The organism is Salinimicrobium tongyeongense (genome assembly GCF_026109735.1).
Classification (GTDB): Bacteria; Bacteroidota; Bacteroidia; order Flavobacteriales; family Flavobacteriaceae; genus Salinimicrobium; species Salinimicrobium tongyeongense.
In genome coordinates, this window is the sequence record NZ_CP069620.1 from 3,487,059 (window position 1) to 3,509,958 (window position 22,900).

The window sequence follows — 22,900 nt, forward strand, 5'->3', positions numbered from 1 at the left end:
CTTTTAATTCAGAAGCGCTTTCGCATGGGCGACGGCAGAATCGCTAATGTTTTTGCCCCCCAGCATCATGGCCAGCTCCTCAACCCGCTCTTCTCCTTTAAGTTCCTTAATATTTGTGATGGTGCTGTGCACGGCATCTTCTTTATAAATTTTGAAGTGCCTGTCCCCTTTTCCGGCAATTTGCGGAAGGTGGGTAATGGCAAGAACCTGCATGTTTTTACCCATTTTTTGAAGGATACCGGCCATTTTTTGAGCAATATCGCCCGATACCCCCGTGTCTATCTCGTCAAAAATAATGGTGGGCAGCTTGCTGTAAGTGGCCAGGATACTTTTTACCGCCAGCATTATTCTCGACAATTCACCACCCGAAGCAGCTTTTTTGATGTCGTTATAGCTTCCGCCTTTATTGGCGGCAAGCAACCAGTTGAGCTTATCATGCCCGTTGTGAAAAAAGTCTTTTTGCTGCTCCAGCTCAATTTTTAGAGTAGCGTTTGGCATCCCAAGATCGGCAAGTATACTCTCTATCTCTTTTACAAACTTAGGGATCACACTTTTTCGGGCGGCATGAAGATTGGTTGCTATCTTACGCAGCGCTTCTTTCTTTTCTGAAATGGCTTTTTCTGAACGTGTTATTTCTTCTTCGGCATTTTCTGAAACCGCTACTTTTTTTACCAGCTCTTCCTCGATTTGTATTAGCTCTTCTACGGTAGCCACAGCGTGCTTCTTCTGAAGGTTGTACAACACCTGAAGCCTGGCGTTCACCTGCTCCAGCTCTGCCGGGTTGGCTTCTACCTTATCTAGAGCCGATTCGAGTTCCAGGGCAATATCATCCAGCTCAATATTCACGCTCTGCAGCCGCTCAAAAAGTTGCTGATAATTACCTGAAATGCCCGAAATGCGCTGTAAATTGTTCTTTGCTTCCCTCAAAGCGGCCGCAGCCCCTATCTCTTCCTGCTGAATGTGGTTCACGGCACTCCCCAGTTGATCTGTAAGCTGCTCTACATTGCTCAGCTCTTCGTAGCGTTCTTCAAGTTCTTCCTGCATGCCGGTTACCAGCTTTGCCTGCTGCAGCTCGGTGAGCAGAAAAAGGTTGTAATCGTATTCTTTGGTGGCCTGCGCCTGCTCTTCCCTCAACTGCTGCAGTTGTTTCTGCAGCCCTTTTAGCTGCTGCATCTCTGCCTGGTACTGCTTGAGCCTGGAAGCATTTGCCGCAAGGGAATCGATAACCAGGAACTGGTAATCGTTATCGCCCAGGCTTAACGTTTCATGCTGACTGTGGATATCCAGTAGCCTTTCCCCCAGTACCTGAAGGGAAGAAAGGTTTGCCGGAGTATCATTTATGAACGCCCTGCTCTTCCCCGAAGGCAGGATCTCCCTCCTTATAATGGTTTGCGCCTCAAAATCAAGGTCTTCTTCGGCAAAAAGATCCTGCAGGTGGTATGAAGAAATATTGAAGCTGCCTTCAATAACACATTTCTTTTCTTTATCCCTTATGGCGCTGTAATCGGCACGCTTTCCCAAGAGCAGCGAAAGAGCGCCCAGCATAATAGATTTTCCCGCACCGGTTTCTCCTGTAATAATCGTAAAACCGCTTTGAAGGTCCATCTGGATATCTTCAATAAGCGCGTAATTTTTTATAGAAAGGCTTGTAAGCAAGAGAATAAAAATTTTGGTTAAAGATAAGGCAAAATTTTATGGGCAGTAAGCAATTAACAGGGCGCAAATTTAAAAGAATCTAATGGCCGGCACCAAAATTCCGCCGACTAATTTCCGCAGAAGAAACTCGTACCTGAAACTTTTGAAATGTTACTGCTGAAAAACCTGGTCCCTTTCAAAAATGGCATTTTTGAACAGCCATTGTTGTCGCTGATTTTAATTATCAAATACAACTTCTCTTGGTGCAGATTTACAATCTGTGCCGAAACTACTAATACACAATATTAGACCATTTTTCAGAAAAAGTAGGGGCGAGATTGTTGAGGGCTTCCACTACTTCGCGGGTGTTTACGGATGGTCCGCCGCTAAAGATCTGTTCCACTTCGTCGGCCTTGGCATCAAAAAAGGTACGGAGCAAAAGGGAATTGGGGCGCCGGCTGTTCATTTGCCGCAAATTCATTATTGCTTCGGCCACAGCTTCCTTGCCTTCCTGTGGCGCCATGTGCATCACATCAAGCCCGTGGCGGTGATAGTTGTACATCGCCTGCCTATAACCCGAATAGTTGGAAAGCAGGTTGGCGTTAAGCTGAAAACGAGACCTGTTGCCGTCTGTACCTTTCCAGCCACTGTAAGAGCTCTGCTGGGCGGTACCCACTACCTGGTTGGCAACCTGGAAGTAAGGCGTTCCACCCTCCTCATTAAAAGTATCGGCATCAAGCCCCAGGATCGTGTAAACATAAAACCCAATTACCGAAACCAGGTTTGAATTAAACTGATTTGGACTAAACTCTAGCGGCTCGTATTCCGAATATTCAAAAGCCAGCTGCTCATCGTTAAAATTAAAAACAGGCGTAACCATAGTGGAGCCAAAGACCGGACGGGAAGACTGAATTTGAATGCTCCCGGAAAAATTATTGCCGTCATAGCTCGTAATATTGATGAACATGCTGCAATTGATACGCTCCTGAGGAAGAAACTCCTTGTCGGTCCAGCGGGTTTGGTTCACAAATTCACCCAGAGCGTTTTGCAGGGTTTTAAAAACCGCCGCATTGGCCTGCCCTGTCTGTTCAGAATTCACCACTACCTGGCAGTTTAACTCCTGCGCCCCCAGGGCCAGGCTAAAGCAAAAGGCAAACAGGAAAAGAATTGCTCTATTCATTGATCAACAGGATTATTTCGTTCAGGATATCCTGAGCTACTTCTTTTTTTGACTTCAGCGAAAAAGCTTTTACTTTCTCATCCTTAAACAGCAGTTTGACTTTATTGGTTTCCGCTTTAAATCCGGCACCGGCATCATTCAGGGAATTGAGTACGATAAAATCGAGGTTTTTCCTTCTCAATTTCCCAAGAGCGTTCTCTTCTTCATTTTCGGTTTCCAATGCAAAACCAATGAGGATTTGATGCTGTTTCGATTCTCCCAGCGAAGCCAAAATATCGGGGTTCTTTACCAGCTGGAGCTCCATAGTCTCTGCCGATTTCTTAATCTTCTGGGTGGCAGAGATCTTCGGACGATAATCAGATACTGCAGCCGATGCGATGGCAACATCAACTTCAGGAAAACTTGCAGTCGCGGCTTCAAACATTTCCACAGCGCTTTGCACCCTAACCAGTTTAATACCTTCAGCAGGCTTCTCCAGATGGGTAGGCCCCGAAATCAAAGTAACTTCGGCCCCGGCAGCATGAGCTGCTGCGGCGAGTTCAAACCCCATTTTTCCGCTGGAATGGTTTCCTATAAAACGAACGGGATCTATAGCTTCGTATGTAGGCCCTGCGGTTATGAGTACTTTTTTATTCCGAAGCGGAAGGTTTTCAGCGAGCTGATCTTCTATGAATTGCACAATATCTTCGGGCTCGGCCATACGGCCTTCCCCAGATAACCCGCTGGCCAGTTCTCCAGATGCTGCAGGGATCATAATATCGCCAAACGACCTGAGACTTTCAAAATTCTTTAATGTAGAGGGGTGCTTGTACATATCAAGGTCCATTGCCGGCGCAAAATACACAGGGCACCTGGCTGAAAGATAGGTAGCAAGTAAGAAGTTATCGCTGTGCCCCTGTGCCATTTTTGAAAGGGTATTGGCAGTAGCAGGTGCGATAAGCATAAGATCGGCCCAAAGGCCAAGTTCCACGTGATTGTTCCATTGATCGTTATCATCTTCTTCTTTGGTAAAAGAAGAGATCACCTCGTTCTTGGAAAGCGTGGATAAGGTAAGCGGGGTAACGAATTCTTTGGCTGCAGGGGTCATGATCACCTTCACCTGCGCCCCGGCTTTTATAAACAGCCGCACCAAAAATGCTGTTTTATAAGCGGCTATACCCGCGGTAACGCCGAGAAGTACTTTTTTGCCGCTTATTACAGACATAGCGTATTATTCTTCGCTCTTGGTATTGCGATAGTAGATTTTTTCTTCAAGCCATTCCTGAACTGCAAGCGCATGTGGCTTAGGCAATTTCTCGTAGAATTTAGAAACCTCTATCTGCTCTTTGTTCTCAAAGATCTCGTCAAGACTATCGTTGTAAGTGGCAAATTCATCCAGTTTCTCAAGAAGTTCTTTCTTGATCTCAGAATTTATTTGCGTTGCCCTCTTTGAGATAATAGAGATCGCTTCATAAATGTTATTTGTAGAAGCGTCGATCTTGTTCTTATCAAGCGTCGTAGTGTTTAGCGGAGCATCTGTTCTCTTTAGATCTATCATTTTCCAGTCTCAGATTTTTAATTGTTGTTCTTTGTTTTCAATGTCTTTTAAAGCAGTATTTGCCAGGGCGATAAATTCCCCGTTGGGGTAATAGCGCTCATAATCTTCATAATATTCCCTTGCCTTCGCCAGCCTTTCGGGCATTGCGTAAGCGTAGCTGTTGATGGCGTAAAGATAAGCCGATTCAAACCTGTAGTACAATGCCTTTTCCCTGAAAGGGGAACCAGGATACTCGGCTATAAAATTGTCGAATGCCGCCATGGCTGCAATGTAACTTTCGGTGTGGTGGTACTGCTTGGCAATTTCGTAAGCTTTTCGCTCCAGTTTCACCCTAAGCTCTGTAACCAGCTGGTTCGCCTCGTCCATTTGCTCATTTTCGGGGAAACGGTTGATGAACTCCTGAAGTTTTCCAATTCCTTTAATGGTTTCAGTTTGATCTAGGTAGTAGGGCGGCGAAAGAAAGTAATAACTCTTGGCTCCTTTAAATGCAGCCTCTTCCAGCTTTTCACTATCAGGATAACTCTCTACAAAACGCTCAAACTGGTAGCCTGCAAGAAAGTAATCGTTCAACTCATAATAGGTATCTGCGAACATAAAGGTCAGTTTCTGCCCCTGGGGCTTCCCTCTGAATTCGGGCACCAGCTGCTCAAAAAGCCTGAGTGCTTTCCTGAATTTTCTTCGGCTGTTCCCCTCGCCTGCCTTGGCTTCGTTGTACAGGTTCTCTGCAGTTGAATATTTAAGCCCTGTATCTTCACTCTTCAAAACCTTTTGATATTCACCACAAGAGGTAAAGAGAAAAATTACCCCTAATAATAAGATTACTTTTTTCATCCTGAATTTTAACATCTGGCAAAAATACTCTTTTCTGCTTTATTATAAAAACTTTAGTTTCAGCAGAAATTCGGCTTAAACCGAAGGATTTCTGCCGATTTATGAATTAGAAATTTTTCAGAAAGCTTTCAAGTTTCCGGTCCAGGTTTTCGGTGGAAGGAACCAGCGGCAACCTCAGCTTATTCTCTCCAATACCCCGCATCTTAAGCAGGGACTTTATCCCCACGGGATTACCTTCAGCAAAAATAAGATCTATAGCCGGTGCTACCTTATAGTGTAACTGGTAAGCTTCATCCACTTTTTTTTCGAGCCCCAGGCGCAGCATTTTGGAAAATTCGGACGGAAAGCCCTGCCCAATTACCGATATTACACCATGACCACCGGCAAGCACCATAGGCAATGTCACCATATCATCTCCCGAAATCACCAAAAAACTGTCAGGAACCGCATCAATAATCCTCATTGCCTGCACAATATCCCCTGCAGCTTCCTTGATCCCTATGATATTTTCTACCTGGGAAAGCCTTTTTACGGTTTCGGGCAGCATGTTTGATCCCGTTCTCCCGGGCACATTATACATAATCACAGGTTTTGGCGAAGCGGCCGCCACTGCCTTATAATGCTGAAAAATCCCTTCCTGCGAAGGTTTGTTGTAATATGGAGAAACCGAAAGTACAGCGTCAAAACCGGCCAGGCTTGTACCTGAAACCTCTTCGCAAACCTTAGCCGTATTATTCCCGCCAATGCCGAGCACCAGGGGAATGCGGCCGTTATTTTCTGAAACCACAGTATCAATAACAAGTTGTTTTTCATCGGCGGTAAGCGTTGCACTCTCGCCGGTAGTTCCCAGAACCACCATATAATCTATGCCATTGTCAATCTGGAAATTCACCAGTTTCCTAAGTGCTTCCTCGTCAACAGAAAGATCATCTTTAAACGGGGTGATAAGGGCGACCCCCGTACCAATAAATTTATTCATTAGTTGTTGTATTTAATATTTTGAGATATTTTTTTAGTTCACTTATAAAAACTTCAGCTTCATCAATTTCTACGGAAATATTCAGGTCAAAAATGGCATTTTGGCCATCCATTTTTCTTCCCACTTTCAAGCCTGCCCGGGAAACCGAAACGAGAAAGTGGGCCAGTTTATTTTCCGGGGCGGTAAAAGAAATCAGCACATCATATTGAGCGTTTAAAAATGCTGAAGCAGCTTCAGAAATCCTGCCATTCCATCCAAAATCGGCATTGGAGATCACGGGGTACTCAAAAATGTCATTTTTAAGAGCTTTTTCTCGGCAAAAAACAAAAGAGACCTGCTGCTTTTGAAGGGAAAGATCATCCTGTAGCTTCAAAAATGGCAAAACTGCATGCTCATCTTCGGCATCAAGAATAAGGCCGAGTTGAAACCTGTTTTTTCCAGCAAAATTACCTGCCTGAGACTGCCATTTTTTACGCGCTAAAGCGAACCTTATTTCCTGAATTTTCACCGGGCAAAATTAGCGATATTCTTATTACCAAATGCAAGCGCACCTGCCTATTTTAGGCTATACCAGGTGCAAAAGCCTGAGTTTTTTTTCGGGGGTCACAAAAAAGAGAAAAACGAGTTTGATCGCGGCAAATTTTATAAGCGACGCCACGATCTCTACACTCAGATCTCTAAAGTAGAAAACCTCCATATCGCGCAAAATGTCTGAAAAAATAAAGGAAAGAGCAAAACAGATATAGAAAACGGACTTTTTTGAAAAAGAATTTAAATAATATACAAGTGCGGTAATGGCAACAAAGAGAATATTGAGGTAGTAGAGCACATAGATCCAGAAGGCGAGCTCATGCCCAAGGTTGCGTTCAATCTCAATGATATGCACCCATAACAGATATACATAAATGGCTATTACGCCAATAAAATATAGGGTGGTAAAGCGGTTGCCCCTTTCATATTCAGTGTGTTTAATGGCCTCCCTGGCCAAAAAGATATAACCAATCAGCCACATTCCCAACTTAATATGTTCAAAATACCACATGCTGCCACCCCACGAAAAAAGGGTTGCGCCCATTGCCATGCTAAGAAACATCAGAAAATTGAAGTTCTTAAAAGGGATCTTCCGCAGGTAGTAAAGGATTAGCGGGAAAAAGAAAAGGATTTCTCCTAACTTTCTGAGAAAAAAATCGTCTTTAAAAATACCTGTAAGGTTAACGCACATAGCAGAGACCGCCAGGAGAGAAAGAATAACCTTTTTTTTCATTCATCAGGAAAATTGTCTGCAATATAGGAATTTTGTCAACAATAAATTTTATTGTCATAAATTTTAAGAAAAACGAATCAAAAAAGCACTTCAGAAGAGAATATTTTATCAAAACCCCGGAGGAAAGGTGCTTTTTCGTCGATGAACTGCATGCTGCACCATCGCATAAAAGGCAAGCACGTGGAATAAAGGATAAAAAATGGTCACGCTGATATCTGATATAATGAACAATTTGAAGAAGAGGGACAGTTCAGAAAGCACCAAAGAAGCTGCTGCCAGCATAAGCCATAAAGAAGCGTAATGAGATTTAAGAATATACTGGGTGAAGGTTACCGCCAGGAAAACAATAAGTACCAGGATATAGACAGAAGCTTCCATTTGCCTGGACGGAAGCACCTGGGGCAAAAGCTGGCTCATGGTGTAGTACAGGAATCCCAGAAAAACATACATGATAAGGAGGGAGATGAATTCCACCAGGTGAATTTTTGCAATCCTGAACCCAATCAGCGCAAACAGGTAAAGGATGAACAGGGCGGCTCCCAGGCACCACAAAATTGGTATGAGGTGTTCAGCAAGACCATCGAGCATCAGCAAATCCCGCACGTAAAATAAAAGCAGGGCGACAACCATGGGCAGGAACCATTCTTTCACCTTGTACCTGTAGTACAAAATAAGCACCGGAATTAAAAGTACCGTTACAGGGTAAACAAGAACCTCAAGGCCAAGTATATAGCCAACCACAAAAAGTACCCCCAGAACCAGGAACAGCAAAAGCACTAGTTTACTTGTCTTCACTCTTTGCGATTAGAAATTTTAAGCAGGTTTAATCAATTTAGCAGAAAAATAGTACAATTTTGTCTAAGACTGTCAACAATTTACAAAAAATAGAATATTTGCTTCTTTTGCAAAAAATCATCTTATTCTGCTTTCCTTTTTCTAAAACCTATATTTTTGTCTTTTTACAATTTAAAAATGAAACGCTACCTACTCATATTGCTGCTGTCAACCGGGGCATGTAAATTTAACGACACCTACACCCCAGCCCGCATTGAAGGAAGACAGATCCAAATAACGCCCGACATACCGGCTAATGACTCCCTGGAAAAATTCATCACACCATACAAAGAGCACATCAACAAAGAGATGGCAGAGGTTTTGGCCTATGTACCTTATAACCTCAGCAAATCTGACGGAAGCTACAACACGGCAATAGGCAACCTGTTGGCCGATGCCTTGATGGAGCTCTCAAACCCTCTTTTTAATGCCCGTACCGGAAAGAATATCGATATGGTATTGCTGAACCACGGCGGAATAAGATCATCAATCGCGAAGGGAAACGTGACCACCCGAACTGCTTTCCAGGTGATGCCTTTTGAAAATGAAGTGGTGGTTGCAGCATTAAAAGGAGAGGCTATAAGGGAAATGATAAGATACCTTATAGATTCGGGAACTGCCCATCCTGTAGCCGGGATCGAACTACAGCTCGATAAAGACAACAGCATCAAAAAAGTCCTGATCCAGGGGAAGCCTTTAGAAGATTCGGCAATTTATTATGTAGCCACCAACGATTACTTGCTCGAAGGCGGAGACAACATGACGTTCTTTTTAGAAGCCCTGGAAACGACCAGCCTTGATTACAAGATCAGGAACCTTTTAATAGATTATTTTAAAGCCAAAGATACTTTGAGGCCGGTGAGAGATCAACGTTTTATTAAAGCAGAATAATGGAAAGACGCAAGTTTATAAAGAACACAGCCGCTGCCGGAACCCTGGCAGGCCTGGGCAGCCTAAGCCTTTTATCTTTCACACCCCCTAAAAAGCTTAAGCATATCACCATCTTGCACACCAATGACGTGCATAGCCACATAGAACCTTTTGCCCGGGCGCACGCACAATATCCCGGCATGGGTGGTGCTGCCCGCCGGTACACGCTCATAAAGCAAATAAGGCAGGAAAATCCCAATACGCTGTTATTCGATGCGGGAGATATTTTTCAGGGAACGCCTTATTTCAACTACTATGGCGGCGAACTCGAATTTAAGCTGATGAGCAAAATGGGCTATGATGCCGCCACCATTGGCAACCACGACTTTGACAATGGCATTGATGGTTTGCTGGCTCAACTGCCTCACGCCCGGTTCCCTTTTGTGAATACCAATTACAATTTTGAGAATACTGTACTGGAAGGGCAGATCAAACCCTACAGGATCTTTTTAAAAGACGGAATAAAGATTGGCGTGTTTGGACTGGGCATTGAACTTAAAGGCCTGGTGGCAAAAAAGCATTATAAAGAAACAGAATATCTCGACCCGGTAGACACTACCAAAACCATTGTGAAGCAGTTAAAGGACGAGGAAAAATGCGAACTGGTAATTTGCCTTTCCCACCTGGGTTACGAATACCAGGGCGATAAAATAAGTGACCAGAAACTTGCCGCTACCACTAAAGATATAGATTTGATCATTGGCGGGCATACACATACCTTTCTTCCAAAACCATCGGTGGTACTCAATGCAATTGGAGAAAAAGTATTGATCAATCAGGTGGGCTGGGCCGGTGTTAACCTGGGAAGAATCGATTTTTACCTGGATGCTTCAGGAAAAAAGAACGGCGAGGGCGCAGCTATAGTTGTTTAGCTGAAGAACCTATTCCAGGAGGTTTCAGAAAAGAACCTGTCTAGAAAACTTGAGCCAAATGCCATTTTTGACACTTTACAGCCTGGCCTTCCGAAGTATGGAAGTCGGTATAAAGAGCTTTCAAAAATGCCATTTTTGGAAGGTTATGGCTGCAGCTCTTCCAGGGCCGATTTTGAGAGGGGTTTTGAAAGAAAATCATGCACATACGGAAACTGTTCCCGCTCTTCATTGAAGTCTTCAGTAGAAGAAGATAAAATATTGATACTGAATTTTTCAGTGATTCCTTTGTCCAGCTTTTCTAGTTCTGCCAAAAATTCCCAGCCAGACATAACGGGCATGTTCACATCAACAAACAATACCCTTGGCACCTGCTCTTGAGCCTCCAGTTCTCGCTTTAGATGTGCTAGGGCCAAGTAAGGATCTGTAAAACTCATCACCACGGCACCGGGATCATAAGCCCTAACCGCATATTCACATATCAGGTTATTGGTGCGGTCATCATCAACTATTATATACTGCTTCGGGTTCTTCATCTTCTAGTTTCTTTATCCCGTTCTCCGGTTTAAATTCGATTGTAAATCGAGTTCCCTGGTTTTCTTCACTGCTCACCTCAATTTTTCCGCCCAAAAGCTCTACCTGGGTCTTCACCATAAAAAGCCCCATCCCTTTCCCCTCTACGTGGTGATGAAAACGTTTGTACAAACCAAAGATCTGATCCCCCTTTTTTGAAAGGTCAATTCCCAACCCGTTATCTTTAAAAGTGAGAATCACATTACCCGCTTTTTCTTCGGAAGTAATCTCTATTACGGGAGGAACATGGGGCCTGCGATATTTTATACTGTTAAAGATAAGGTTGTAAAAAATGCTGTGCAGATAGGTTTTTATGGAATTTACGGAAGGCACTTCAGAAAAATTGGTGATTATCTGAACATTTTCCTTCTGAATTACCTGGCCAATCCCCGATTTTACATTTTCAACCAGCCCCTGTAACATGACAGGCTCCTTTTTTTCACTCATATCTACCTTCACCTGCAGGATGTTGTTCAGGTCTTTGATAATGACATCAAGCCGTTTGACGTTAGCAAGCAGCTCTTCCTGAAACCTGGTTTTAACTTCTACAGGATACTCTTCTTTGAGGAGTTCGCCCAGCCCCATAATGTTTGCTACAGGAGCCCGCAAGTTGTGGGAAATGATGTAAGAATACTGCTCCAGGCCTTTGTTCGCCGAAACAAGTTCTTCGGTATAGGCTTTCAGGTTTTTGTTGAGCTCGATGATCTTCAACTCCGATTCTTTTCTTTCGGTCACATCCCTGAAATATACTGAAAGTCCGCCCTTAGAAGGATATGCAGTCACATCGAACCATTTGTTCACCCTCTCAAAATATTCCTCAAAATCAACAATGTTCTGCTCTTTTGAAGCCTTGTAATAGCAGGTGTGGAATTTAGTACCAACGGCATCGGGAAAAACTTCCCAAAAGTTCTTTCCAAGAATGCGGTCTTTATGGCTTTCGAGTAATTTTTCGGCATGTTGGTTCCAGTAGGTCACCACCCAGTCATTATCAACGGTAAAGAACGCATCGCCAATACTTTCAAGAATGGTCTGCTTTTCTTCGGAAGCTTTTAAAGCCTTTAACTCCGAGTTTTTGATATGCGAAATGTCCTGCACGCTTCCGTTTATCCTAACACATTTACCATCTACAAAGGTTGGACGGCCTATCTTTCTCACCCAGCATTCATTTCCTTTTGCAGTGAGAATCTGCACCTCAAGATCGTAAGGCACATTATTATCTACAGCGTTTTTAAGTGCCGTTTTCATTCGCTCCTGGTTTTCACCTTCCTTACAAAAGAGGATCCCTTTTTCATGATCGGGTTTAAAATCTGGCGCCACTTCATGGATCTCTTTGGTAACCGGAGACCAGTACACGGTGTCCTGAACAAAATCGAATTCAAAACTCCCTATGCGTGAAAGTTTGGAAGCTTCATCAAGCAGCTCCTCCAGTTTTTTCCTTTCGGTCACATCCTGTATCGCCCCAACCATTCTAAGGGCTTTTCCAGTCTCATCCCTAAGAATAAAACCTTTTTCTACCACAAAAGAGTATTTCCCGTTGGCATTTTGAAACCTGTACTCGGCTTCCCAATGATTCTCAGTGCCTTTAATGGTACGGGACAGGCTCTCGTGCATCAACGACCTTTCTTCGGGATGTATGCAATTTACCCAGGAATCCAGTGACGGAGAAAATTCTTCGGGGGAATAACCAAACAAGACATAAAAGGCGTCTCCCCAAAAAAGCCGATCCCTTTGAATATCCCAGTCGTAAATAGCATCAGAAGTAGCTTTGGAAACCAGTTCGTAACGGGCATTGGTTTCCTTGAGAGAGCGCACTGCCTCTACCCTGTCTGTAATATCAATTCCCACGCCCTGGAACTCCACCGGCTTTCCTTTGGCATCTGTAAGGCATATAAAATCCCACAAAGTAGGTTTTGCCTTTCCGTTCTTCTGCAATTTATCAACTTCTATCTGCTGAACCAGATTGGGGTGGTCTAGGCATTTTTTCAAAGTTCCGGTAAATTTTTCCCGGTCGTATTCCAGCACGCTTTCAGCAGCATTTTTACCTTCTAAAACTCCATCGGGGAAGATCCAGCTAAAATCACTGATAAATTTATCATTCACATAAGAATAGTTCCCTTTAAGATCTATCCTGGTGAGGTAGTTGGTCTGGGACTTGAGAATGGCACGCTGCCTGCTTTCACTCTGCTTTAACTTCAGCATAGCGTCTTTATAATCTGTCACGTCCTGTATGGAGCCTTCCAGCTTTACAGGTTCCCCCCTGCTATTTTTAACCAGTTTTCCTTTTTCATGCACCCATTTGATACTACCATCGGGCAGGATGATCCGGTGTTCAAAATCCATGTCCTTACTTCCGGAAAGGGCGGCACCGCGCTCCTGCAGAAAAGTCTCGAGATCATCGGGATGTATGGTTTGCAGGAAACCTTCAAAATCTAGGTTGTAATCCTCTTTTTTTCGCCCCCATATCCTGTAAACCTCATCACTCCAGAAAAAATCATTACCTGTCACTCCTATCTGCCAGTACCCGAATTTCGCCAATTCTTCGGCCCAAAGAAGTTTTTTGCTCTTATCTTCAAGCTTTTGTATGATCCTCTCTCTCTCGGTGATATCAATAGCGGTTACCAGTCGGCAGCTCCTGCCTTTAAAGAGAATACTGTACCCGTGCACTTCAACAGTAATTAAAGAGCCATCTTTTTTCCTATGAATGAAATTACCTATATTAAGCAATCCCTTTTCATCCTTTATACGCTGCAAATTGGCAGTAAGAACCGGAATTTCTTCCTGAGGCCGGAGATCACTGAGATAGAAGTTTAAAAACTCTTCTTTTGTATAGCCATAATAATTCACTGCGGCCCGGTTAACTGCCAGGATTTCGAGGGTTTCAAGATCAAATATCCAGTTTGGAAGCGGATTGAATTCAAACAAATGTTCATAATTCTTCTTTGACAGCAGTAACTCTTCCTCTGCTGTCTTTCTTCTCGAAATATCGCGGATGATGACTATTGCGGTTCTGGCATTCTCTGTTTCGTGGAATGATACTGCGGAAAATACATCTGCAGGAAAGCTGGAGCCGTCTTTTCTTTTCAGGATCATCTCCCCCACAAAACCCGCTTCAGAGCTTTTGGGCTCCAGAAGTCCCTTCGGAATTACAGCATAATCATCTATAATTCCATTAAGGCCAAGCTCTGATAATTCTTGAGATGTTCTTTGAAACATCCTGTAGGCTGAAGGATTTGCTGCTAAAATCCTGCCCCCGGGCACAGTAAAAAGGACTGCATCTATACTATTCTCAAAAATTGACTGATAGGCCATTTTGGATTTATCCGCAGCGTTTTGATTCCGCAGCTTAATTTTATCTATAATCAGAGGAAGTCTCTTTAGCCTGTCATTAAAAATGTATTCGTATGCCCCGGCTTCAAGAAGGCGCAGCGCTTTTTCTTCATTTTCAGGGCCTATAATGAGAATAAGGGGAATGTGCAGATTTTTAATAAGATCTGGGTACACATCATCAAACTTCTCCTGGTATTCGGCAATGACTAATCTGGCGCTGCCCTCATTTAGGGAATGAACAGCCTTTAAAAGCTCTTCTTTTACTGAAAACACCAGTATATTCCCCCTTCCTATCAGCCGGGCAACTTCTGCAGAAAGACTTTCTGAAGAAGAAAAAAGAACAAAATTATTCACGACCCTTTCAAACATAATCGATGAAATGATTTTTTATCGGCAACCTGCAATTCAAAACGAAAATATACTTTTTTTAAAAGTAGACTATCAGCGGCTTAAATTTTAACTTTAATCCTACACATTGATTTTCACCACCTTCAGCTCCTCATCACTTCCCGACAAACATTCGCCCATGACAAATTACCCGGTAAAAACAGACTTAATTTTAGTGAATTTTTTGGAATAATGAGGTGAGCAGGATCATAAAATATACATAGGCATTGCAGTAATTTTGCAGGCCAAAAGAAACCAAACTTATTGACAATTAAATACATAAGTCCGGGTATTTTATTTCTGATAGGGAAGCCCGAATTAAAGTAACATCAAATTTGGGTTAAAATATGTTTTTGGAGCAGCTGCAACTGAATAAAAATTTAAATTTGCCCACTCTTATTTAGTTGAAAATGACATTGTAATAAAAAAACTGCCATGATTAAAAGAATAATTCAAAAAAGCTATGACCACTTCGATTTCCAGGAGAGATCGATGCTCACCATCTTTGTGATTCTTTCGGTAATATTAAGCGCCATACTTTCTTTCAGCGCCTAACTATTCGATCATCTTGAGGAATTTCTTCTCCTCAATGATTGGGATCTGAAGACTTTCAGCCTTTGCAAGTTTGCTGGGGCCCATATTTTCACCTGCGACCACATAACTGGTTTTGGATGAAATGGATCCTGAAATTTTTCCGCCATTGTCTTCAATAAGCTTCTTCAGGTCATTGCGTGACATTTCAAATACTCCAGAAACCACAAAGGTCTGGCCTTCCAGTTTATTGGTTTGTCCGGCAAGTTTCTCGGCAGAAATTTCTAACTGCAAACCGTAATCCTTCAGCCGTTCCACATTTTTTACGTTCTCTTCATCTGCAAAGAACTCCACCACACTCTCGGCAATTCTCTGGCCTATTTCGTCAACTTTTTCCAGTTCCTGCTGATTGGCTTTTTTCAAAGCATCAATATTTTTAAACTCCTTCGCCAGTTTTTTGGCTACAGTTTCCCCTACATAGCGGATTCCCAAAGCAAAAAGTACCCTTTCAAAAGGAATTTGCTTTGACTTTTCTATGCCATTGATCAGGTTTTCAGCCGATTTCTCAGCCATACGTTCCAGTGGTAATATCTGCTCCTTCTTCAATTCATAGAGATCGGCGTAGTTTCCAATGAGGCCTTCATTTACCAGAAGTGCCACCGTTTCCCCTCCCAGGCCTTCAATATCCATGGCTTTCCGGGAGATAAAATGCTGAATCCTGCCAATGATCTGTGGCGGACAACCATTGAAGTTAGGACAATAATGCTGTGCCTCGCCTTCATTTCTCACCAATGGTGTATCACACTCTGGGCAATTGGTGATATATTGAGTAGGATTGGAATCCGGATCTCTTTTAGTGAAATCTACTCCCACGATCTTCGGAATGATCTCTCCTCCTTTTTCCACATAAACCTCGTCCCCTTCCCGAACGTCGAGTTTTTCAATTTGATCGGCGTTGTGAAGAGAAGCTCTTTTTACCGTTGTACCTCCAAGTTGTACGGGTTCCAGGTTTGCCACCGGAGTTATCGCCCCCGTGCGGCCTACCTGGTAGCTGATCTTGTTCAATTTCGTGGAAACCTGCTCGGCCTTGAATTTATATGCCATGGCCCAACGCGGGGCTTTTGCGGTGTATCCCAGTTCTTCCTGCTGCTGCAGGCTGTTTACCTTCACCACCACGCCATCGGTCTCATAAGGCAAATCGTGCCGGTGCACATCCCAGTAATTTACAAACTCCATCACCTCTTTCAGGTTTTTGGCCAGTTTAGCTTCCGCAGGAATTTTAAAGCCCCATTCCCTCGCTTTTTGCAGGCCTTCGTACTGCGATTTTATGCCCGGAAGGTTCCCCGTTAAGCTGAACAATAGACAATCTAATGGCCGGCGGGCAACTTCGGCACTGTCCTGCAGCTTCAGGCTTCCCGAAGCTGTGTTCCGCGGGTTCGCATAAGGCTCTTCTCCTGCCTCCACGCGGGCAGCATTGAGCTGCGCAAAACCTTCGTACGGAAGCACAATTTCCCCCCGAATTTCAAACTTTTCGGGATAATCGCCTTTCAGTCTAAGAGGAACAGACCTTATGGTACGCACGTTCTTAGTGACATCATCGCCCTGAATCCCGTCGCCCCGGGTCACGGCCTGCTTAAATTCCCCTTTTTCATAGGTAAGGCTAATTGACACCCCGTCATACTTCAATTCACAGGTAAAATTCACCTCTCCATCCACCTGTTTCTCTATTCTTTTCTCCCAGTTTTCCAGGTCTTCCTTTGAATAAGAATTATCGAGAGAATACATCCTGTGCTCATGCACCACGGTCGCGAAATTCTTTGTCACAGCCCCACCAACTCTTAAAGTTGGGGAGTTCTCATCATAAAATTCCGGATGTTTTTGCTCCAGCTCCTGTAATTCTTTCAGTTTCTGGTCAAAATCATAGTCGGAAATTTCCGGCTTATCGAGTACGTAATACAGGTAGTTGTGGCGGTGAAGTTCTTCCCGCAGCTGTTGGATTTTTTCTTCAGGTTTCATAGAAGACTTAGTCTTTCGTGCTTAAATGAGGCTCCAAAAATGGCATTTTGGAGTGATATTTTTATTTCAAAAGGAGATGGATAGGCTTTGTCCCCAACGGGTATCCAGTCTTTTTGTTCTTTGTTTATGATAATGAAAAGCCCTTCGTCGTCACCGGTGGCACAAAAATGCTCGTAATCTCCGGTGACCTTTGTGAGGCCAAATTCAGAATTCAGAAAATTAAACTGCTCTTCCACATTTGAGGTGGCAAGGCCAATTTCACTGATCCCTTTGATGTTTGCTGAAGAAAATTCTTCGGAAGCAGATTCATACATATGTCGGCGGGAAATAAATTCGAGGATATTCGAATCTTCGTCATAAAAATAAACCGATCTCGCCTGCCACGCTGGGAAATCAATGATCTCCTTGCCATCATCGGGCAGGATTTTCACCCGCTCTTTTAGCCACTGAAGGGCTTTTCCCTCCTGGTTCGCCGGAATGTGAAAAGCTATATGATAAGGAGTTGCATTTTTGTCCTCTTCAAATTCGAGGATCGAAAAACCTGCTTTCACCCTAAATTTTTCTTCTGAAAGCTTTTCCACCGGCAGCCTCAACACTTCGCTATAAAAGCGAAACTGCGCCCTGACATTCGGAGTATAAAGCTTCAGAAATTCGATTCTCATAATTTAATTCCTCTTAGCATGCGGTCTACTCCGAAAATATCCTTTTTTAAGCTGGTTGCGAAATTTTTTTCAGCTAAAAGTGCTTCCGTTTCTTTCCCCAGGTACTGGTTGATCTCAAAATAAAGTTTTCCGCCCGGTTCCAGGTTATCGGCTGCCAGCTCTGTGATTTTCCGGTAGAAGATCAACGGATCGTGGTCTTTTACGTAAAGTGCTGTTTCAGGTTCGTGCTCGAGCACATTGCGCTGCATCTCTTTTTTTTCGAGCTCCCGCACATAAGGCGGATTGGAAACTATCACATCAAACTTTGCAGGCAGCTTTTCAGCCGCAAGAATATCTTTTTGAATGAAGTTCACTGCTACTTTATTTAAATCGGCATTGCGTTTTGCTGTTTCAAGGGCTTTTTCAGAAATATCTATGGCTGTGATTTCAGCTTTGGGTAAATGTTTAGCGAGCGAAATCGCAATACAGCCACTGCCGGTGCCAATGTCTAAAATTCTAATTTCTTCGGAAGCATTAAGGTCGTTGAGCACCCATTGCACCAGCTCCTCGGTCTCCGGCCTAGGAATCAGCACGTTCGAATTCACCTGAAAATTTATTCCGAAGAATTCTGTTGTCCCGGTAATATACTGAAGGGGTTCGTGCTGCCGAAGCCTTTGTAATGCAGCCCTCAGCTTCCCCTCAGCTTCTTCCGGAAGTTCCCGCTGCAGATCGAGTGCAAGATCCAACCTGGTTAACCCGGTAAACTCCTGAAGCAGGATATTAAAGAAAGAACCAATTTCCTCCTTAGGGTACTCTCCTTCCAGGGTGTCAAAAAAGGTATTTTTAAAGGCTGTTATTTTCATTCTTTTTTAACTGGTCTGTTTTCTCGCAGAGGGCGCAATGATTTTACAAAAAAGTATTTCCCGCAGATTTCGCAGATCTGTGCAGATATCCGCAGGTCTTTAATTTCCAAATCTTCAAATTCCCAAATCTTCAACTCATCTTTGGAATTTGGAATTTAGAATTTGGAATTTATACGTGGTGCTTGGTGCTTGGTATTTGGAATTTGGAATTTATACTTGGAATTTGGTGCTTAAAATATTGGAATTTTAGATCAAAGATCCTTTATCAACCACACCGTACAGTTGTAATGTCCCGTGTCACCCAAGGGTTTTTCCAAAGACTCAAATCCGGACCTCATATAAAGCTTCTGCGCCTGTTTCATATAAGGCAGGGTTTCAATATAGCATTTTTGGAACCCCTGCTTTTTGGCAAATTCCAGGCAGGTAGTCATCATTTGGGTGCCCACACCTTTTCCCCTTACTTCGGGCAGGAAATACATTTTCTGAAGCTCACAAACAGCTCCTTCAAAGTTGGCTAAAGGTGCAATCCCCGCGCCTCCAATGATCCTGCCTTTATCTTCAACAACAAAATATTCTTTTTTTGGCGTATTATATTCGGCATGCATATCATCAAGGGCGGCATCTTCATAAGCTGTCCCCACTTTTGGAACGCCCATTTCCACCAGCACGCTCCTTATTAACTCTTTAACCTGCTCATTGTCTTCGGGTTTAATTTCCCGTATTACATAACTGCTCATTCTCTCTATTAAATGCTATTTTTGTGACGGTGAAGATACATGAAAAATACATAAACCGCTGTATTCAGCTGGCGCAAAACGGGCTTGGAAGGACCTATCCCAACCCTGTGGTGGGCAGTGTTATTGTTCATAATGAGGTGATTATTGGCGAAGGCTGGCACCAAAAAGCCGGGGAACCCCATGCCGAAGTAAATGCCGTGAATTCGGTAAAGGATAAAAGCCTGCTACCAAAATCCACCATATATGTGAGCCTGGAGCCCTGCAGCCACTACGGAAAAACCCCTCCCTGCAGCAACCTGATCATTGACATCGGAATCAAAAAAGTTGTTATTGGTACTGTAGATCCATTTTCGGAAGTTGCCGGCAAGGGAATTAAGAAACTTATGGATGCCGGTTGCGAGGTAAGAGTGGGCGTTCTGGAACAGGAATGCCGCGAACTCAACAAACGCTTTTTTACCTTTCACACAAAAAAACGCCCTTATGTTATTCTGAAATGGGCCCGGAGCAGCGACGGATTTTTAGCGCCCTTATCTGCCAAAAATGCCGAAAGAAAGCCGGTTTGGATCACCGGAAAATATTCAAAACAGCTGGTTCACAAATGGCGCGCCGAAGAACAGGCGATCATGGTGGGCACGAACACTGCCGTAGCCGATAACCCTCAACTCAACACCAGGCTGTGGCAGGGAAATGACCCGGTTAGGCTTGTGCTGGACAAAACTCTGAGAATTCCGGCAGATTCTCATCTTTTTGACGGATCGGTGAAGACCATTGTTCTCACTGAAAAAGCTTCGGAAGAAAGGAGCTCCAAAAATGTCATTTTTGAGAGCCTTGATTTTGAAGGAGACCTGGCGCAACAGGTTTGTGAGGTGCTTTTCCACCACGAAATTCAGTCGGTGATCATTGAAGGCGGCCGGCAAACCCTGCAAACCTTTATTGATGCAGGTTTGTGGGACGAAGCCCGGATTTTCACCGGAAAACCTCATTTTAGAGCAGGAATTAAAGCTCCCGAAGTTACCGGCAGGCTTATTTCTGAAACCAAAGTAGACCAGGACCACTTAAAAGTTATTTTCAATGATTAAAACCATCATCTTTGATTTTGGAGATGTGTTTCTCAACCTCGATAAACCGGCCACTGCACGGGAACTAAAGAAGTTCGAAATATCCCGTTTTTCAGGGGAAATGCTGCAGCAGAATATGGCCTATGAAAAAGGATTGATTTCTTCGGAAGCATTCATTTCAGGGTATTGCAAATCTTTTCCGAAGTTGACTTCCGAAGCATTTATAAATTCGTGGAATTCCATTTTAATCGATTTTCCGGCGCACCGGCTGGAATTTCTTCAGCAATTAAAAAAAGAGAGGAAATACAAACTCATCTTGCTGAGCAACACCAACCACATTCATATTGATTGGGTGAAGCAGAATATCCCCTTTTTTGAGGAGTTTAAAAATTGTTTTGATGCATTTTACCTTTCGCAGGAGATCAACCTTCGCAAACCTGATCCTGAAATTTACCACTTTGTACTGCAACAACACGATTTAAATCCGGAGGAAACGCTTTTTATTGATGACACCCGGGAAAATACCGAAGCGGCTGCAAAACTGGGCATTCACACCTGGAATATTGATCCCGTTACCCAGGATGTGACCCAACTTTTCACCATTAAAAGCGAATTGTTTTGATCTACCTGCTGTTAAGTGTACTTTCTTCAAGTGTGATCTTTGTGATCTTCAAACTTTTTGAGCGCTTTAAGATCAATACGCTACAGGCCATTATTTTCAACTATTTTTTCGCGTTTTCGGCGGGAATGTTCGTTGATGCGCAACCATTAGATCCGCTAAAAGTGCTTTCGGAAGCCTGGTTTTTGGGAACTTTTATTCTTGGGTTTATGTTTATTTCGGTTTTCTACCTCGCAGCCCTTACCACCCAAAAAAGCGGATTATCGGTAGTCTCTGTCGCTACCAAAATGTCGGTGGCCATTCCTGTACTTTTCGGGATCATCCTTTATAATGAAAGTACGGGTTGGATAAAAGTTACAGGGATCATCCTGGCTCTTGTAGCGGTGTATCTAACTTCCATTAAAAAGAAAGAGGGCATTAAGATCAAAAAGAGGAACCTGATCTTTCCGCTCCTGGTGTTCTTTGGCAGCGGAATTATTGATACCACCCTTAAATTTCTGGAAACTTCATATGTGGCCGAAGCCGATGTAGCCCTTTTCTCATCCACTATTTTTGCCATTGCAGGAACTATAGGAGTTTTCATCCTGCTCTTTCAGAAATTGAGGGGGAATTTAAACTTCAGCTTCAAAAATGTCATTGGCGGCGTGGCTTTGGGAATCCCTAACTTTGGTTCGATCTATTTCCTGGTGCTCGCCCTGCGCACTGAGGGCATGGAAAGTTCTACAATTTTTCCAATAAACAATGTGGCCATTGTAATGATCTCTACCTTCCTCGGAATTCTGTTATTTAAGGAAAGGATGTTACCAAAGAACTGGATTGGGATATTACTGGCGGTAGCGAGTATTATTTTAATCGCAACTTCTGAAGAATGGATGTAAAAGACACTTATAAAACCATTTCGAAACCTTCGGCTGAAGTTCTTTTTAAAGATAAGAACAGCAAGTTTTTCGGATATGCTTTTCCTGTAACTTCCGAAGAAGAAGTAAAGGAACTGCTTGAAGAGCTTAAAAAGAAGCACCACTCTGCGCGGCACTGGTGCTATGCCTGGCAATTGGGAAAAAGTGATTTTCACTACCGGGCCAATGATGACGGCGAACCTTCAAACTCGGCAGGAATGCCTATTTACGGGCAAATTCAGTCGTTTGAAGTTACAAACATTCTCATTGTGGTGGTGCGCTATTTTGGAGGAATAAAACTGGGGGTTGGTGGTTTGATCAACGCCTACAAAACTGCGGCCCAAATGGCGCTGGAGGAATCTAACATCGTTACCCGCACCATCGACCTTAAATTTGAGATCTCTTTTGATTATCCAGAGATGAACAAAGTGATGCGGGTGATCAAGGAAAATAACTTAAATGTAGTTGATCAAATACTAGAATTGGATTGTAAAATTATTATTACAGTTAGAAAAAGTGAAGCCGAAAGGATCTACGAAAAATTTGATGCTACATATAAGGTAGGCATTAAAGAGCTGGATGTTTAAAACCCTAGCTTTTCAAGAATGGGCTGCGGACACCTGATGGGTTTGTTCTTTTCCATATCCATAAATATTAAGGTGGTTTCAGCTTCGGTTAATAATTCATCGTTTTGATTGAATATCTCGTATTCAAATTCTATCCGAACTCCCGGTTTCTTTTTCAGGCGTGTAATGATCTTAAGATCATCATCGAATTTCGCCGATTTTTTAAATTTCAGGTTCAATTCATAAACAGGCAGCATCACTCCTCCTTCTTCCATTTTACGATATGAGATCCCCAGAGCAGCAAGCCAGTCAATACGTGCAATTTCAAGATATTGTGCATAGTTGCCGTGGTACACGACCCCCATTTGGTCTGTCTCTGCATATCGAACTTTAACATAGGTGAAGTGGCTTTTCATGATTTTTTTAATGAATTATTTGATTCGGTTTTGTACTTTCACAGTGAACGAAGTATGCTAAAATTTTTGTTAAATTTCAAGTAGGCAAACGTTTTTTTTTCAGATAATTTGTTCACATATTTGTTGCTCTAAAAAACCGGGGAGAAAGACATTTTCTCTTTTTCTTATGGAAACCACTACTAACAAACGCATTATAAATTTAGACTCCGGA

General features: G+C 43.1%; 22 protein-coding genes. 6 read left to right on the top strand and 16 right to left on the bottom strand.

Translation table 11 applies throughout. From position 1 onward, the window contains the following. Positions 1-3 precede the first annotated feature (3 nt). The 9 genes from recN to JRG66_RS15500 all read right to left on the bottom strand — a co-directional run bounded on the left by recN (position 4) and on the right by JRG66_RS15500 (position 8,221). Complete coding sequence (gene recN, locus JRG66_RS15460; protein WP_265163659.1) at positions 4-1,656, bottom strand: DNA repair protein RecN; 1,653 nt, start codon at positions 1,654-1,656, stop codon at positions 4-6. A 271-nt stretch (positions 1,657-1,927) separates the two neighbouring features. Continuing rightward, entirely contained in the window at positions 1,928-2,815 is an 888-nt protein-coding gene (gene porD / locus JRG66_RS15465) for a type IX secretion system protein PorD (RefSeq protein WP_265163660.1), read from the bottom strand. Beyond that, on the bottom strand, positions 2,808-4,019 hold the full coding sequence (gene coaBC, locus JRG66_RS15470) for a bifunctional phosphopantothenoylcysteine decarboxylase/phosphopantothenate--cysteine ligase CoaBC (protein WP_265163662.1): 1,212 nt from the start codon (positions 4,017-4,019) through the stop codon (positions 2,808-2,810). Before coaBC ends, porD begins: the two co-directional genes overlap by 8 nt. A gap of 6 nt (positions 4,020-4,025) precedes the next feature. After that, positions 4,026-4,352, bottom strand: coding sequence for a DNA-directed RNA polymerase subunit omega (locus JRG66_RS15475; protein WP_371875317.1), 327 nt, complete (start codon positions 4,350-4,352; stop codon positions 4,026-4,028). A 9-nt stretch (positions 4,353-4,361) separates the two neighbouring features. Then, positions 4,362-5,183, bottom strand: a complete 822-nt coding sequence (locus JRG66_RS15480; protein ID WP_265163663.1) for an outer membrane protein assembly factor BamD — start codon at positions 5,181-5,183, stop codon at positions 4,362-4,364. Positions 5,184-5,289: 106 nt separating this feature from the next. Then, a complete protein-coding gene (dapA, locus tag JRG66_RS15485) occupies positions 5,290-6,162 on the bottom strand; it encodes a 4-hydroxy-tetrahydrodipicolinate synthase (protein WP_265163664.1) in 873 nt (290 codons plus the stop codon). After that, complete coding sequence (locus JRG66_RS15490) at positions 6,155-6,670, bottom strand: DUF6913 domain-containing protein (RefSeq protein WP_265163665.1); 516 nt, start codon at positions 6,668-6,670, stop codon at positions 6,155-6,157. The genes dapA and JRG66_RS15490 overlap by 8 nt, the downstream gene beginning before the upstream one ends. 57 nt (positions 6,671-6,727) lie before the next feature. Next, positions 6,728-7,426, bottom strand: a complete 699-nt coding sequence (locus tag JRG66_RS15495) for a hypothetical protein (protein WP_265163666.1) — start codon at positions 7,424-7,426, stop codon at positions 6,728-6,730. 108 nt (positions 7,427-7,534) lie between these two features. After that, on the bottom strand, positions 7,535-8,221 hold the full coding sequence (locus JRG66_RS15500; RefSeq protein WP_265163667.1) for a hypothetical protein: 687 nt from the start codon (positions 8,219-8,221) through the stop codon (positions 7,535-7,537). A 177-nt stretch (positions 8,222-8,398) separates the two neighbouring features. On the opposite strand from JRG66_RS15500, the gene JRG66_RS15505 reads away from it, so the two are divergent. Together JRG66_RS15505 and JRG66_RS15510 are read left to right on the top strand one after the other, a co-directional pair. Beyond that, positions 8,399-9,151, top strand: coding sequence for a 5'-nucleotidase C-terminal domain-containing protein (locus JRG66_RS15505; RefSeq protein WP_265163668.1), 753 nt, complete (start codon positions 8,399-8,401; stop codon positions 9,149-9,151). Further along, entirely contained in the window at positions 9,151-10,062 is a 912-nt protein-coding gene (locus tag JRG66_RS15510) for a bifunctional metallophosphatase/5'-nucleotidase (RefSeq protein WP_265163669.1), read from the top strand. Before JRG66_RS15505 ends, JRG66_RS15510 begins: the two co-directional genes overlap by 1 nt. A 143-nt stretch (positions 10,063-10,205) precedes the next feature. On the opposite strand, the gene JRG66_RS15515 is transcribed toward JRG66_RS15510, so the two are convergent. The 6 genes from JRG66_RS15515 to JRG66_RS15540 form a co-directional block, all read right to left on the bottom strand. Beyond that, on the bottom strand, positions 10,206-10,595 hold the full coding sequence (locus JRG66_RS15515) for a response regulator (protein ID WP_265163670.1): 390 nt from the start codon (positions 10,593-10,595) through the stop codon (positions 10,206-10,208). Beyond that, the gene (locus JRG66_RS15520; RefSeq protein WP_265163671.1) at positions 10,564-14,328 is read right to left on the bottom strand and encodes a PAS domain S-box protein; all 3,765 of its coding nucleotides are present in this window, start codon (positions 14,326-14,328) and stop codon (positions 10,564-10,566) included. Before JRG66_RS15520 ends, JRG66_RS15515 begins: the two co-directional genes overlap by 32 nt. A gap of 573 nt (positions 14,329-14,901) precedes the next feature. Next, positions 14,902-16,893: an NAD-dependent DNA ligase LigA gene (ligA, locus tag JRG66_RS15525; protein WP_265163672.1), complete on the bottom strand. Its 1,992-nt coding sequence runs from the start codon at positions 16,891-16,893 to the stop codon at positions 14,902-14,904. Then, complete coding sequence (locus JRG66_RS15530; protein WP_265163673.1) at positions 16,890-17,555, bottom strand: VOC family protein; 666 nt, start codon at positions 17,553-17,555, stop codon at positions 16,890-16,892. The genes ligA and JRG66_RS15530 overlap by 4 nt, the downstream gene beginning before the upstream one ends. Next, positions 17,552-18,397 carry a peptide chain release factor N(5)-glutamine methyltransferase gene (gene prmC / locus JRG66_RS15535; protein WP_265163674.1) on the bottom strand — a complete coding sequence of 282 codons (846 nt, stop codon included), beginning with the start codon at positions 18,395-18,397 and terminating at the stop codon, positions 17,552-17,554. Before prmC ends, JRG66_RS15530 begins: the two co-directional genes overlap by 4 nt. Before the next feature lie 251 nt (positions 18,398-18,648). Beyond that, positions 18,649-19,134 carry a GNAT family N-acetyltransferase gene (locus JRG66_RS15540; protein WP_265163675.1) on the bottom strand — a complete coding sequence of 162 codons (486 nt, stop codon included), beginning with the start codon at positions 19,132-19,134 and terminating at the stop codon, positions 18,649-18,651. Positions 19,135-19,163: 29 nt separating this feature from the next. Here JRG66_RS15540 and ribD point away from each other — a divergent pair, with 29 nt between their 5' ends. Genes ribD through JRG66_RS15560 form a run of 4 tightly spaced genes read left to right on the top strand, consistent with a single transcriptional unit; the run spans position 19,164 to position 22,294 of the window. Further along, positions 19,164-20,213 (top strand): bifunctional diaminohydroxyphosphoribosylaminopyrimidine deaminase/5-amino-6-(5-phosphoribosylamino)uracil reductase RibD, encoded by a 1,050-nt coding sequence (gene ribD, locus JRG66_RS15545; protein ID WP_265165471.1) that lies wholly within the window; start codon positions 19,164-19,166, stop codon positions 20,211-20,213. Further along, complete coding sequence (locus JRG66_RS15550; protein WP_265163676.1) at positions 20,206-20,814, top strand: HAD family hydrolase; 609 nt, start codon at positions 20,206-20,208, stop codon at positions 20,812-20,814. The genes ribD and JRG66_RS15550 overlap by 8 nt, the downstream gene beginning before the upstream one ends. After that, positions 20,811-21,689: an EamA family transporter gene (locus tag JRG66_RS15555; protein ID WP_265163677.1), complete on the top strand. Its 879-nt coding sequence runs from the start codon at positions 20,811-20,813 to the stop codon at positions 21,687-21,689. The genes JRG66_RS15550 and JRG66_RS15555 overlap by 4 nt, the downstream gene beginning before the upstream one ends. Beyond that, entirely contained in the window at positions 21,680-22,294 is a 615-nt protein-coding gene (locus JRG66_RS15560; protein WP_265163678.1) for an IMPACT family protein, read from the top strand. The genes JRG66_RS15555 and JRG66_RS15560 overlap by 10 nt, the downstream gene beginning before the upstream one ends. Here the strand turns inward: JRG66_RS15560 and JRG66_RS15565 are convergent. Then, entirely contained in the window at positions 22,291-22,689 is a 399-nt protein-coding gene (locus tag JRG66_RS15565) for an acyl-CoA thioesterase (RefSeq protein WP_265163679.1), read from the bottom strand. The two genes, JRG66_RS15560 and JRG66_RS15565, sit on opposite strands and share 4 nt — an antisense overlap. Positions 22,690-22,900: the final 211 nt, after the last annotated feature.

Coding starts and splice junctions, on each gene's coding strand:
- JRG66_RS15505 (WP_265163668.1), top strand. CDS start 8,399: ATGAAACGCTACCTACTCATATTGCTGCTGTCAACCGGGGCATGTAAA.
- prmC (WP_265163674.1), bottom strand. CDS start 18,397: ATGAAAATAACAGCCTTTAAAAATACCTTTTTTGACACCCTGGAAGGA.
- ligA (WP_265163672.1), bottom strand. CDS start 16,893: ATGAAACCTGAAGAAAAAATCCAACAGCTGCGGGAAGAACTTCACCGC.
- JRG66_RS15540 (WP_265163675.1), bottom strand. CDS start 19,134: ATGAGCAGTTATGTAATACGGGAAATTAAACCCGAAGACAATGAGCAG.
- JRG66_RS15550 (WP_265163676.1), top strand. CDS start 20,206: ATGATTAAAACCATCATCTTTGATTTTGGAGATGTGTTTCTCAACCTC.
- JRG66_RS15480 (WP_265163663.1), bottom strand. CDS start 5,183: ATGAAAAAAGTAATCTTATTATTAGGGGTAATTTTTCTCTTTACCTCT.
- JRG66_RS15515 (WP_265163670.1), bottom strand. CDS start 10,595: ATGAAGAACCCGAAGCAGTATATAATAGTTGATGATGACCGCACCAAT.
- JRG66_RS15530 (WP_265163673.1), bottom strand. CDS start 17,555: ATGAGAATCGAATTTCTGAAGCTTTATACTCCGAATGTCAGGGCGCAG.
- porD (WP_265163660.1), bottom strand. CDS start 2,815: ATGAATAGAGCAATTCTTTTCCTGTTTGCCTTTTGCTTTAGCCTGGCC.
- JRG66_RS15475 (WP_371875317.1), bottom strand. CDS start 4,352: ATGATAGATCTAAAGAGAACAGATGCTCCGCTAAACACTACGACGCTT.
- dapA (WP_265163664.1), bottom strand. CDS start 6,162: ATGAATAAATTTATTGGTACGGGGGTCGCCCTTATCACCCCGTTTAAA.
- coaBC (WP_265163662.1), bottom strand. CDS start 4,019: ATGTCTGTAATAAGCGGCAAAAAAGTACTTCTCGGCGTTACCGCGGGT.
- JRG66_RS15560 (WP_265163678.1), top strand. CDS start 21,680: ATGGATGTAAAAGACACTTATAAAACCATTTCGAAACCTTCGGCTGAA.
- JRG66_RS15510 (WP_265163669.1), top strand. CDS start 9,151: ATGGAAAGACGCAAGTTTATAAAGAACACAGCCGCTGCCGGAACCCTG.
- JRG66_RS15565 (WP_265163679.1), bottom strand. CDS start 22,689: ATGAAAAGCCACTTCACCTATGTTAAAGTTCGATATGCAGAGACAGAC.
- JRG66_RS15495 (WP_265163666.1), bottom strand. CDS start 7,426: ATGAAAAAAAAGGTTATTCTTTCTCTCCTGGCGGTCTCTGCTATGTGC.
- JRG66_RS15520 (WP_265163671.1), bottom strand. CDS start 14,328: ATGTTTGAAAGGGTCGTGAATAATTTTGTTCTTTTTTCTTCTTCAGAA.